At 67.8% G+C, this 12,359-nt stretch carries 10 protein-coding genes; 8 read left to right on the top strand and 2 right to left on the bottom strand.

From position 1 onward, the window contains the following. Nucleotides 1-76 precede the first annotated feature (76 nt). The 8 genes from LQ757_RS17300 to LQ757_RS17335 all read left to right on the top strand — a co-directional run bounded on the left by LQ757_RS17300 (nt 77) and on the right by LQ757_RS17335 (nt 10,536). The gene (locus LQ757_RS17300) at nt 77-1,255 is read left to right on the top strand and encodes an acyl-CoA dehydrogenase family protein (RefSeq protein ID WP_231048513.1); all 1,179 of its coding nucleotides are present in this window, start codon (nt 77-79) and stop codon (nt 1,253-1,255) included. Between the two features lie 144 nt (nt 1,256-1,399). Then, on the top strand, nt 1,400-2,500 hold the full coding sequence (locus LQ757_RS17305) for a class I SAM-dependent methyltransferase (RefSeq protein WP_231048514.1): 1,101 nt from the start codon (nt 1,400-1,402) through the stop codon (nt 2,498-2,500). Nucleotides 2,501-2,670: 170 nt separating this feature from the next. After that, the gene (locus LQ757_RS17310; protein WP_231048515.1) at nt 2,671-4,761 is read left to right on the top strand and encodes an acyltransferase family protein; all 2,091 of its coding nucleotides are present in this window, start codon (nt 2,671-2,673) and stop codon (nt 4,759-4,761) included. Between the two features lie 65 nt (nt 4,762-4,826). Beyond that, entirely contained in the window at nt 4,827-6,221 is a 1,395-nt protein-coding gene (locus tag LQ757_RS17315) for an O-antigen ligase family protein (RefSeq protein WP_231048516.1), read from the top strand. Next, a complete protein-coding gene (locus LQ757_RS17320; protein ID WP_231048517.1) occupies nt 6,218-7,495 on the top strand; it encodes an O-antigen ligase family protein in 1,278 nt (425 codons plus the stop codon). The genes LQ757_RS17315 and LQ757_RS17320 overlap by 4 nt, the downstream gene beginning before the upstream one ends. A gap of 56 nt (nt 7,496-7,551) precedes the next feature. Then, a complete protein-coding gene (locus LQ757_RS17325; RefSeq protein WP_231048518.1) occupies nt 7,552-8,421 on the top strand; it encodes an ABC transporter permease in 870 nt (289 codons plus the stop codon). Further along, on the top strand, nt 8,405-9,151 hold the full coding sequence (locus tag LQ757_RS17330) for an ABC transporter ATP-binding protein (RefSeq protein ID WP_231048519.1): 747 nt from the start codon (nt 8,405-8,407) through the stop codon (nt 9,149-9,151). Before LQ757_RS17325 ends, LQ757_RS17330 begins: the two co-directional genes overlap by 17 nt. Further along, nucleotides 9,148-10,536, top strand: a complete 1,389-nt coding sequence (locus LQ757_RS17335; protein WP_231048520.1) for a bifunctional cytidylyltransferase/SDR family oxidoreductase — start codon at nt 9,148-9,150, stop codon at nt 10,534-10,536. The genes LQ757_RS17330 and LQ757_RS17335 overlap by 4 nt, the downstream gene beginning before the upstream one ends. Here the strand turns inward: LQ757_RS17335 and LQ757_RS17340 are convergent, their stop codons facing one another. Beyond that, nucleotides 10,537-10,740: a hypothetical protein gene (locus LQ757_RS17340; RefSeq protein WP_231048521.1), complete on the bottom strand. Its 204-nt coding sequence runs from the start codon at nt 10,738-10,740 to the stop codon at nt 10,537-10,539. Then, nucleotides 10,737-12,296, bottom strand: coding sequence for a LicD family protein (locus tag LQ757_RS17345; RefSeq protein ID WP_231048522.1), 1,560 nt, complete (start codon nt 12,294-12,296; stop codon nt 10,737-10,739). Before LQ757_RS17345 ends, LQ757_RS17340 begins: the two co-directional genes overlap by 4 nt. Nucleotides 12,297-12,359 lie beyond the last annotated feature (63 nt).

Raw genomic sequence — 12,359 nt, forward strand, 5'->3', positions numbered from 1 at the left:
CCAACGTACCAACGGCTTCACCGCCCGCCGGTGCCGAACCTAGGCTCGGGGCATCCGACGATCTATTGGAGCAGTCATGTCCTACGAGCCCCTCGCCAGCGATTTCTATGCCTACGGGTCTCTTCTCGCGGACCCCGAGAAGGAGGCGCTCGCGAATCTGCGGGCGTGGCTCGAGTCCGAGGTCAAGCCGGTCGTCACCGAGTACTGGGATCGGGCGGAGTTCCCGATGCAGATCGTGAAGCCGCTCGCGGACCTCGGCGCACTGTCGTACGCCTGGGACGAGACGAAGCCGTTCGAGAACTCCGCAGTGTTCCGCGGGTTCGTGCAACTCGAACTCGCACGGGTCGACGCCTCGGTCGCGACCTTCGTCGGCGTGCAGAACGGTCTCGCCACCGGCTCGATCAGCGTCTGCGGTTCGAAGGAGCAGCGCGACGAGTGGATCCCGCGGCTCGCGAGCGGCGAGACCATCGGCGCGTTCGGCTTGACCGAGCCCCTCTCGGGTTCGGACTCGTCGCAGGGGCTGCGCACCACCGCGAAGCGCGATGGCGACAACTGGGTGCTCAACGGCTCGAAGCGCTGGATCGGCAACGCCACCTTCTCGGACATCACGATCATCTGGGCGAAGGACGTCGACGACAGCCAGGTCAAGGGCTTCATCGTGCCGACCTCGACCCCCGGGTATACCGCGACGAAGATCGAGCGCAAGACGAGTCTGCGCATCGTGCAGAATGCCGACATCACCCTCGAGAACGTCGTGGTGCCCGAGGCGTTGCGCCTGCAGAACGCCGACTCGTTCCGGGACACCGCGAGCGTGCTCCGCCTCACCCGTGCCGAGGTCGCCTGGGCTGCGGTCGGCACGGCAATCGGCGCCTACGAGGCGGCAGTCGCGTATGCCGGCGACCGCGTGCAATTCGGCACGACGATCGGCTCGCATCAGCTGATCCAGGACCTGCTGGTCAAGAGCCTCGGCAACATCACGGCGTCGCTCGGTATGGTCGTTCGGGTCAGCGAGATGCTCGATCGCGGCGAACAGCGTGACGAGCACTCGGCCCTCGCGAAGGCATATGCCACCGCCCGCATGCGCGAGACGGTGTCGTGGGCGCGAGAGGTGTGCGGCGGCAACGGCATCGTGCTCGACTACGACGTCGCCCGCTTCTTCGCCGACGCAGAAGCGCTGTATTCCTACGAGGGCACCCGCGAGATGAATACCCTCATCGTCGGGCGGAAGATCACCGGCAGGGCCGCGTTCGTCTGACGTGCTTAGCGGTCGGTTGTCGGGTTGATTATTCCGCGATGTCGCGGCGCTCCGTAATCCGCATGTACCCGGTGTTCGACCGAGCGGCTAGGCTGCGATGGGTCGACCACTCGGCGGTGCCGGCCGTCCACCACGGAGGGTGTGATGCGAGGAAATCGACGGCGTGCGTTGATCGTGGTCGCGATTGCGATCTCCGTGGTCTTCGTGGCGATCGTCGTGATGCTCGCGGTTGCAGGTGCGATCTCGCTCGGCGAGGCCCTCATCCTCATCGCTGCCGGGGCGCTGGCTGCTATCGGCGTCGTCCTGTGCAAGCTGGGTCTCGATGAACGGAAGTCACGAGCTCGTGTGGAGCAGACCATCGAGAGCTTCAGCGCGCTCCGCACCGAACTCTCGACGGTCCTCGACGGATTGACCGATCTGAGAACATCGAATACTCGCATCGATGCGATGTTGGCTGATGTGACCCCGACAACCACCCATTCGGAAGCACTGCTCGAGCAGACCAGGTCAGAGGTCGAGGCATTGCGCTCGGCGACAATTCCGAAGATGGTGGGAGAACTGCGTGGGTACATCTCGCGGAGCGGGGTCAAGGACTTCGAGCAGTATGTCGCGTGGTCCGAGTTGCGGGCGGCGCTGAAGCCGGGCGAATTCATGCCGCCGCTGCGAGGTTGGGCCGCGTCGCCTGACGTGATTCGTCTCCTCGTCAAGGTCATCCTCAGACGAAAGCCGTCTTTGGTCGTCGAATGCGGGAGTGGTTCATCCAGCGTCTGGCTTGGCTATGCGCTTCGTCGTGCTGGCGGCGGGCGATTGATCGCCCTCGAGCACGACGCGTCGTACGCAGACCGCACGAGAGAGTTGGTCACAGCGCACGGGCTCGATGACATCGTCGAAGTGCGCTTCGCTCCGCTCGTCGAGGTTCTCATCGGCCGCGGAGACGAATCGCTGAAAGAAGAATCCACGTCTCGGCTCTGGTACGACACAGCCGCGATCGAAGATGTCAGTGACATCGGCGTTGTCTTCATCGACGGTCCCCCGGCGTCAACCGGCCTTGAGGCACGGTACCCAGCGCTTCCTGCTCTGCTGCCGAAGTGCTCCGACGATGTCGTTATCGTGCTGGACGATGCAGCGCGACCCGATGAATTGGCGGTCGGCGACCGGTGGCTCGCCGAATATCCACAACTTCGGCGTCGGATGGAGCCTGCGGAGAAGGGCGCACACGTCTTCACCGTCGCGACCGAGAGCTGAGGATTTCGCTGCTCCCAGTCTCGATCCTCGGTGTACGCAGACCACCGTCGGGCCACAGGAATCACGCCGGGTCGAGCAGGGCTGCGAGATGGAGCCCGCGGAGTAGGCAATACTGTCTGGGCGGCACACGATTTCGACGCCGTTCTCCTGCACTGAACGAGGAACGGAAGATGACAATCTCCCTGTCGCGATCCCGCGATGCCGTCGGCCTTCGTCGACGCAAAGAGTCGACTCCAAACGGCGGGCGGAATCTCCGCGCCGACATCCAGGGCCTGCGCGCTTTCGCCGTCATCGTGGTGATCCTCGACCACCTGTTCCGCTGGCCGTCGGGCGGCTTCGTCGGCGTCGACGTGTTCTTCGTCATCTCGGGCTATCTGATCACGTCGCACATCCTGCGTGAACTTGATCGCACGGGCCGCCTCTCCCTTTCGGGCTTCTATCGTCGCCGCATCCGCCGCATCGCGCCTGCGGCGACGCTCGTGATCGTGGTGACCGTCGCGTTCTGCGCCCTCCTGCTCCCGCGCGGACGCGCGCTCTCGGTCGCCATCGACGGCGTGTGGGCGTTCCTCTTCGGCGCCAACTGGCGATCGATGCTGGTCGGCACCGACTATTTCCAGCTTGGTCAGCTGCCGTCGCCGCTTCAGCACTACTGGTCGCTCTCGGTCGAGGAGCAGTTCTACTTCGTCTGGCCGTTGCTGACCATGCTCGTGTTCATGGCGGCGATGCGCCGCTGGGGCACGCCGCGTGCGTCGCACCTCGCGACGATCACAGTGTTCGCGGCGCTCATCGCCCTGTCGTTCGTGTGGGCGCTCATCGAGACGGGCACGAACCCGACCGCCGCATACTTCTCGACCTTCACCCGCGCATGGGAACTCGGCGTCGGTGCCCTGCTCGCGGCCGTCTCGCTGGGGGCGTGGCGCATTCCGTTCGCGGCACGCGTCGCCCTCGCCTGGCTCGGCATCGCCGGGCTCGTCGTCAGCGTGTTCTGGATCGACGCCACCTCGGTCTTCCCCGCGCCCACTGTCGCCCTCCCCGTGCTCGCGACGGTCGCCGTCATCGCGGCGGGAATCGGCGAGCACTCGCCGCGTTACAGCCGCCTCCTGTGGCCACTGACGAACCGAGTGAGCGGCTACATCGGCGCGATCTCGTACTCGCTCTACCTGTGGCACTTCCCGGTGATCGTGCTGCTCGCATCGTTCGTGCCCCTCGAGTCACGCCGCTACTACGTGCTCGCGATCGCCATCACCGCGGTCGCGTCGGTGCTGTCCTACCACCTGGTCGAGGAGCCCGTGCGCCGATCGACGTGGCTCATGCCCAAGACCCGACAGGCTGATGCCCCGACGCGCAGTCGGATGCCCCTTCTGATCGCGGCGGGCGCGGGCGCGGCGTTGCTTATCGTCGTCGGGCTCGGTGCCGCGCGCCTCAGCATGCCCGAACCGCAGGCCGCGCCCGCGACGGCGGCAGCCGACTGCTTCGGGGCAGAAGCCGCACCAGGTGCGGGCAACGACTGCGAACTCCCAGAGACCGTCTCGATCGACGACGTGATGCCCTCGCTCGACGCCCTGCCGACGGATACCGCGGGCGGCTACTCGTGCTGGCGGCCCAAGGGCGGAGACCTCACAACGTGCACGTTCGGGTCGGCAGCACCCGATGCCCGCCGCGTCGCGCTTGTCGGCGACAGCCATGCCGCTGCGCTGCTGCCGGCCTTCCTCGAGAATGCCGACAGCGTCGGCTGGTCGCTCGACACCTTCGTCGGCTTCGGGTGCCAGTGGCGCGACCAACCCGAGGGCAGCGACTGCGACGACGTCGCCGATCAGGTGCAACAACGCCTCGTAGACGGTGGGTACGATCTCGTCGTCACGACCGCTGCCCGGTGGGCGATCGCCGACGCGCCACCCAATTCGTTCAGCGAGCGCTGGACCGCGGTTGAAGCGACGGGAACCGACGTCGTGGTCGTCGGCGCGGTACCGATCGTGCCTGAGTCGACCTTCGCATGCCTTACGCGGGTCGGCGCGAACCTCAACGAATGCGGTACTCCCCGCTCCGAGGCGACGCAGCCTACCGACGTGCTGCTCGCAGCGGCCGACGATGCAGGCGTAGACGTCGTCGACATGACCGACTTCTACTGCGATCAGTCGACGTGCCCGGCCGCGATCGGCGGCGTCATCGTCTACCGCGACGCGGCCGGTCACATCTCGGGCACATACATGAAGACCATGGCGCCATACCTTATCGAGCGAATCACGGCCGCGAGCGGTTGAGACCCGGACGGGCACGGCCCGGCCGATCCCGTGTGTTGCCCGACGGGAACGGTAGCCTTGAGCGCATGGCATCCGGGCGACGCAACGCACTGATCGGCGCGTACCCGACGTTCGCACTGTTCACGCTGCTCGCCGGCCAGTTCTGGCGCAACCTGCTGGGGTGGTGGGGTTTCGGCATCATCGCCGCGCTCGTCATCGCCGGTGCCGTCGTGCTCCTCGTGCAGACGAAGCCGACCTGGAAGTGGCGGCGCGTACCGAAGTCCACGTTCGCCTTCCTCCTCATCGCGACCCTCTCGATCGCGTGGTCGTTCTACCCCGGGGCATCCGCACTGGGCGTACTGCTCATGCTGGTGACGACCTTCGTGGCCGTCGCCCTGGTGCTCTGCCTGCCATGGCCCCGCTTCGTCCGCGCGCTCAGCGCCGCGATCAAGTGGGTGCTGGCGCTGTCGCTGCTCTTCGAACTGTGGGTCGCGATCTTCATCCGTGAGCCGCTGCTGCCGAACTTCCCCGACTTCGAGCCCGAGGGCAAGCTGCCGATGGCCTTCTACTGGTCCCGGGCGCTGCTCTTCGACGGCGGACCGGTCGAGGGCATCGTGGCGAGCCGCAATCTGCTCGGCATGGTCGCCCTGCTGGGGCTCATCGTGTTCGGCACGCTCCTCGCCGCGGGCAGCATGCGCCGCGGGTGGGGCATCGCGTGGCTTGTGGTGGCCGGCCTCACGTTCGTGCTGACGCGTTCGGCGACCGTGATCCTCGTCGCGGTGATCGTGCTCATCGCCCTCGCGTTCGCGCTGTGGACGCGACGGGTCGGGCCCGACCGTCGCCGCGGCGTCTACTTCACGGCAGCCGGCGTGCTCGTGGCATCCGTCACCCTGCTCGCCGTGTTCTGGAACGGCCTGCTCGAGCTCTTCGGCAAGGGCGAAGACCTCACCGGCCGGCTCGACATCTGGAACTCGGTGATCGGCATGGCCGCCGAGCGGCCGTGGGCGGGCTGGGGCTGGGTGGGCTACTGGAACCCGTTCGTCGAACCGTTCAACGACCTCGCGGTGCGCAAGGGCGTCGTCTACCTGCAGGCGCACAACGCGTGGCTCGACGTCTGGATGCAGGTCGGCATCATCGGCCTGCTGGCGTTCGCGGCGATCGTGATCGGCGCGCTGTGGCGGTCGTGGTTCCTCTCGGTCGATCGACCGGTGGATGCCTCGGGCCGCGCACTCCCGTACTCGGCTGCGGCGCTGCTGCCGATGCTGGTGCTCGTCGCCCTCATCGGGCAGGGCCTCGCCGAGAGCCGCATCCTCGTCGAGAGCGGGTGGGCGCTGCTCATCGCGATCGCCTGGGCGACGAAGCGACGGCAGTGGGAACACGAGCCGTTCGAGGCCGAGGCACCGCCGCGCCGGTCGCCGCTCGCGCGATCGGCCCCCGCACCGACCGAATCCGGCGCCGCGACCGGCGACGAGGCACGATGACCTCGAGCGGAGCGCCCGGTCGTGTCGAGGCCGTGCGGGAGTTCGTGGGCTCCGCCCGGTTCGCGCAGGCGCTCGCACTGCTCGCGATCGGACTCGCGTTCAGCGCACACGCCATCCGCGCGGTCATCGGCTGGCCCGGCTTGCTCGCCGCACTCGCCGCGCTGCTCGTGCTCTGCGGCGCGTCGCTGGTCACCCGGTGGCGGGCGATCGAGTGGTACGGCATCCTGCCCATCACCATCCTCGTCTTCGTCGGCTGGTGCGCGGCCTCGGTGATCTGGAGCAGCAATCCGGGCCTATCGGTGCTTCGCGTCGGGTACCTGATCGCGTTCGGCGTGCTCGGCGTCTACGTCGCGCTCATGCGCGACACCATCCAGATCGTGCGGGCGTTCGGCGACACCATGCGGGTGCTGCTCGGCGTCTCGCTCGTGCTCGAGGTGTTCTCGGGCATCCTGTTCGACGCGCCGATCAGATTCCTCGGCATCGACGGCAACCTCGCCGCCCTGGGCCCGATCCAGGGCGTGTTCGGCTCACGAAACATGCTCGGATTCGTGGCGCTCATCGCCCTCATCACCTTCATCGTCGAGTGGCGCACCCATATCGTCACGCGCACGAAGGCGATCGCCTCGCTCGCGCTCGCCCTCATCATCCTGGCGCTCTCGGGCTCTCCGACCACCTGGATCGCGCTCGGCGCCGCGCTGCTCGCCCTCGCCGCGCTCTACGGGCTGCGACGAGTCTCCCCCGACACCCGCTGGCGCTGGCAGCTCGCGCTGCTCATCACCGCGGCCGCCGCGCTCGTCACCGGCTGGATCCTGCGGGTGCGCATCATCGAACTGCTCGACGCCCGTGCCGAGTTCGACGTGCGGCTCGACGTCTGGCGCGAGCTCTCTCGCTACCTGAGCTTGAACCCCCTGCAGGGCTGGGGGTGGGTGGGCAAGTGGCCCGACGCCCCGCCGTACACCTGGATCGAGGCGGGCACCGGGCGCGCGCACGAGTCGGCGCTCAACGCCTACCTCGACGCGTACTTCCAGGTCGGCGTCATCGGCGCCGTGCTCTTCGCCGCGCTCATCGGCGTCGCGCTCGTGCGCGCATGGTTGCTCGCATCGAACCGGCGCAGCGTGGTCTACCTGTGGCCGGCGCTCATGCTCGTGGCCATCGCAGTGACCTCGGCTGCCGAGAGCTTCGCACTCTCGGAAGGCGGCTGGATGCTCGTCGTCATCTGCGCGGTCAAGGCCGCGCGCGACATGAGCTGGCGCGACGCACTCAAACGAAGCTGAGCGAACGCCGAACGCGTGGCACGAATGCACCCGATCGCGACCATAGAATCGTTGGAATGAGCAGAGCGGAACCGGTGGACGTCAACGCGTTCACCGTCCCCGGTGCGGGCCGCGGCATCCTCGACGTCGTCAAGTATCGATACCTGCTGCGCCTGCTGATCCGCAAGGGCATCCTCACGAGGTACCACGGCTCGGTACTCGGCTGGGTTTGGTCGTACGTGAAGCCGGCCGCCCAGTTCGCCGTCTTCTACGTCGTGATGGGGTTGTTCCTGAACCTCACGAAGGGCATCGAGTCCTACCCCATCTACCTCTTCTCGGGCATCGTGGTCATCAACCTGTTCAACGAGGCGTTCGGCAACGCCACGCGCTCGATCGTCTCGAACAAGGCGCTCGTCAAGAAGATCTACCTGCCGCGAGAGCTCTTCCCGATCGCCGACGTGTTCATCGCGCTCGTGCACTTCCTGCCGCAGCTGAGCATCCTGCTCGTCGTGTGTCTCTTCGTGGGCTGGGTGCCGACGCCGCTCGGACTGGTCGGTGCACTGCTCGCGGTGTTCATCGTCGCCGTGCTGGCGACCGGGCTCGGCCTGCTGTTCGGCTCGATCAACGTGGCGTACCGCGACGCGCAGAACGTCGTCGAGCTCATCCTGCTGTTCGCGACGTGGACCTCGCCCGTGCTCTACAGCTGGACGATGGTGCGCGACCAGGCTCCGGCCTGGCTCTTCGATCTCTACATGGCCAATCCGCTGACGAGCGCGGTCGAGCTGTTCCACACCGCGTTCTGGTTCCCGACCACGAGCGAGGCCGCCGAGCGCCCCGAATCACTCTGGCTGTTCACGTTGATCGGACTCGTCATCGCCGTGCTGTGCCTCGTCGCGGGCCAGCTCGTCTTCAGAAGACTCGAGGGACGCTTTGCCCAAGACCTCTGAATCCCCGCTCCCCCGCATCGTCATCGAGGGGGTGCAGAAGACCTACACGCTGCGGCACAGCCACTCGTTCAAGGAGAGCTTCGTCGCACGGCTGAGGCGCAAGCGTACGTCGACGTCGTTCACCGCGCTCGACGATGTCACCGTCACCGTGCACGAGGGCGAGGCGATCGCCCTCATCGGCTACAACGGCTCAGGCAAGTCGACGCTGCTGAAGCTCGTGTCGGGCGTGCTGCGGCCCGACGCGGGCCGCGTGCTGACGCGTGGCCGCGTCGCGGGCCTCATCGAAGTGGGCGCCGGCTTCCATCCCGACCTCTCGGGCCGCGAGAACGTGTACCTGAACGCCGCCATCCTCGGCATGGCGAAAGAGGAGATCGACGCCCGGTTCGACGAGATCGTCGAGTTCAGCGAGATCGGCGAGTTCATCGACACCGAGGTCAAGCACTACTCGTCGGGCATGTTCGTGCGACTCGCGTTCGCGGTGGCCATCCACACCGAACTCGACATCCTGCTCGTCGACGAGGTGCTCGCCGTCGGCGACGCCCCCTTCCGCGAGAAGTGCAACGCGAAGATCCGCGAACTCGTCGCCATGGGCAAGACGTTGTTCATCGTGACGCACGACCTCGGCATGGTCTCCGAGATCTGCAACCGCGGCCTCGTGCTGCGCCAAGGCGAGCTGATCTTCGACGGCGCCATGCCCGAGGCGATCGCGGCGCTCAAGGGCTCCCGGTGAGCGCGCGCACCGTCGCCGTCGTCCTCGCGGGCGGCGTCGGCGTTCGGGTCGGGCTCGGCATGCCGAAGCAATTGATCCGCATCGCGGGCAAGGCGATCGTCGAGCATACGCTCGAACGGCTCGAGGCGAGCACGCTCATCGACGAGGTGATCGTCATGATGAACGCCGCCAGCATTCGCGAGCTCGACCACCTCATGGCCGACCCGCGGTTCACGAAGCTCTCGGCGGTGCTGCCGGGCGGCGAGACCCGCAACGACTCCACGAAGCTCGCGCTGGCGGCACTGGCCGACGACGAGTCGACCAAGGTGCTCTTCCACGACGCGGTGCGACCGTTCCTCGACGACCGCATCATCGAGGACTGCGTTCGCGCGCTCGACGAGTACGACGCCGTCGACACGGCCATCCCCTCGGCCGACACCATCGTCGAGGTCGCAGAAGACTCCACCATCGCCGGCATCCCGCCGCGAGCCACGCTGCGTCGCGGGCAGACGCCGCAGGGCTTCCGGCTCGGGGTCATCCGCCGCGCCTACGAGCTGGCCGACGGCGATCCCGCGTTCTCGGCGACCGACGACTGCGGCGTGGTGTTCACCTACCTGCCCGAGGTCAAGATCAAGGTCATCACCGGGACGGCCGAGAACATGAAGGTCACCGAGCCCCTCGACATCCACATCGCCGACAAGATCTTCCAGCTGCAGTCGACCGAGCTGACGTCGGGACTCGCCGACCCTGCAGCCGCCGACGTGTTGCGCGGCCGGTCGGTCGTCGTCTTCGGCGGCAGCTACGGCATCGGCGCCAGCATCGCGCGCCAGGCCGAAGCGGCGGGCGCCCGCGTGCACGCCTTCAGCCGCACCGAGACCGGCACCGACGTGACCTCCCGCTCGCAGATCCGTCGTGCGCTGAAGCGGGCCGCGGCCGACGGCGGCATCGACCACGTCGTCATCACGGCCGGGGTGCTCTCCATCTCAGAACTCGTGCGCACCCCCAAGAAGCTGCTGCGCGCAACCCTCGAGACCAACCTGCTGGCTCCGGCGATGATCGCGCAGGAGGCGCACGACCACCTCGCCGCCTCGGGCGGCCAGCTGCTGCTCTTCACCTCGAGCTCGTACACGCGCGGCCGCGCCGGCTACAGCCTCTACTCGGCGACGAAGGCCGGCGTCGTCAACCTCGCCCAAGCCCTCGCCGACGAATGGGCCGACAGCGGCATCCGGGTGAACTGCCTCAACCCGCAGCGCACGCGCACTCCGATGCGAACGCAGGCCTTCGGCGATGAGCCCGCCGACTCGCTGCTCGACCCCGAATACGTCGCCTCGGTCGCCCTCCGCGTACTCGAGTCCGATCTCACCGGCCAGGTCGTCGACGTTCGGGTCGCGGCGGCGCCGCGCTGATCAGCGGCCGTCGCGCCGCTGCTCGCCGAGTCGTTCGAAGACGAGGTCGTACAGTTCGGCGATGCGGCGCGAGTCGACGCGCAGCTCGTCGATCTCGGCGCGCAACCGCGCGATCTCAGCCTCGAGTCGCGCAACGTCGGCAGACTGGGGTGCGACGGGCTTGCCCCGCACCATCTTGCGCATGGCGGCTTCGAAGCGATTCACCGTGTCCTCTCGCGGGGCACGGTCTGCGCCCCCTTCGTACTGTAGAGCCTGACCGTTGCGACCGTGCGGGGCCCCGATGAGGTGACGCGCACGTTGTGCGAGTCTGCCACGCAGGCGAGACCGTGAACGGATGCCTCGTGCCGCAGCCAGTGCAGGGGCAGGTGCCAGGTGTCGGGACGATGATGGTCGTACACCAACGACGGGTTGACGGGTACGGTGACGAGCGCGACCGAACCGGCACCGAGGAGTGCGCGCAGCAGCAGGAACACGTTCGCCCTGGTCTCGCGGGTGAGCGACGCGAGCACGTTCGAGAGCAGGAAATGGCGCGTGCCTCCGAGCGCCAGTTCGTCGGCGATGAAGTCGAGCACCGCTCGACGGTCGGCGAGGTTCAGCCGCTGGGCGGTGACGCCCGGGCGCACGGCTGCCGCCTCGACGGCGCTTCGCGCGTAATCGACGGCGACGACCTGGCGGCCGCCGACGGCGAGCATCTCGCTCAGTGTTCCGTCGCCGCAGCCGAGGTCGATGACCCGATCGCCGGGCTCGGTGGCGACGAGCAATCGTGTCGCATCGCGGCGCCAATGCCGCGATCGACCGAGCCGGATGTGACGCTCCCAGAAGTGGCGGTTGAGGTCGTAGACGCCGAACCAGTTCTCGAACCGCCGACGCGTGACGGCGGGAGTGTGGAAGCGGAACGTGGGATCCGGGACACGCCACCCCTCGCCGTAGCAGAGCGCCAGCCACGCATCGGCGTCGGCGACCGACGGCACGCTGATGCCCTCGAGCTCGACCTCGGTGAGCGGCAGCAGCGACGCCTCCTCGAACGAGCCTCGAACCGCGATCGGCTGGTTGTAGACCCCGCGGTCGTGGAATCCGAGGAAGAGGTCGACGTGTGCGGCGGCACCGGGTACGTCGTCGGCGAACAGCACCTGCAGGTGGGCGTCGCTGTGGCGGATCGCCTCGTGGCCACGGGCGCGGATTGCGCGCTCGATCGCGTACGACGCCATCGAAACGTCGGGCGGCGCCATCGATCCGAGGTAGACCAGCAGGTCGATGTCGTCGTCATGCGCGAGGATGCGACCCTCGCGCACGGCGCCGAGCAGGGTTCCCCCGGTGATCGCCGCCGTGTACCCGAGCTCGTCGAGGTCGGCGAGCACCACCGTCATCGCTTCGAGCAAACGGCGGTGCAGGCGGTTCGAGGGCGCCGCGGTCAGCTTGCCCCACTTGTCGACCACCTGGCCGGCTGCCGCCAACTCCGCCAGCCCGACCGCGCCGCTGCGGGTGGGCCACGAGAAACGGCCCCCGGCGAGCGCCACGCCCGATCGAGGGTCGCGCAGGGTGATGCGCCCACTGCCGACGAGGTGGCCGCCGAGGGCGGTCGGCCATGCCAGCTGCGCCACGCGGCCATGCGCGTGCGGCATGGTCGCCGTCCACATACGGCTGCCGTCGACCTCGACGTCGACCGTTCGGCCGATCGCCTGCGAGTCGAATCCGACGCGAAGCCCCCGATGCGTGACCCGGAGTGACGAGCGTCTCGGCCCGCGCCTGAGTGGAGTCACGGGGCGTGTTCCTTCGTTCGGCGGGCTGATGACGATTGTCGGCATAGGGACGCCCCGATTCTA

The sequence above is a fragment of the Agromyces cavernae genome, from assembly GCF_021044935.1.
Classification (GTDB): domain Bacteria; phylum Actinomycetota; class Actinomycetes; order Actinomycetales; family Microbacteriaceae; genus Agromyces; species Agromyces cavernae.

Excerpts from the sequence above, each read along its gene's own strand:
- LQ757_RS17300 (WP_231048513.1), top strand. The coding sequence starts at position 77 with ATGTCCTACGAGCCCCTCGCCAGCGATTTCTATGCCTACGGGTCTCTT.
- LQ757_RS17305 (WP_231048514.1), top strand. The coding sequence starts at position 1,400 with ATGCGAGGAAATCGACGGCGTGCGTTGATCGTGGTCGCGATTGCGATC.
- LQ757_RS17310 (WP_231048515.1), top strand. The coding sequence starts at position 2,671 with ATGACAATCTCCCTGTCGCGATCCCGCGATGCCGTCGGCCTTCGTCGA.
- LQ757_RS17315 (WP_231048516.1), top strand. The coding sequence starts at position 4,827 with ATGGCATCCGGGCGACGCAACGCACTGATCGGCGCGTACCCGACGTTC.
- LQ757_RS17320 (WP_231048517.1), top strand. The coding sequence starts at position 6,218 with ATGACCTCGAGCGGAGCGCCCGGTCGTGTCGAGGCCGTGCGGGAGTTC.
- LQ757_RS17325 (WP_231048518.1), top strand. The coding sequence starts at position 7,552 with ATGAGCAGAGCGGAACCGGTGGACGTCAACGCGTTCACCGTCCCCGGT.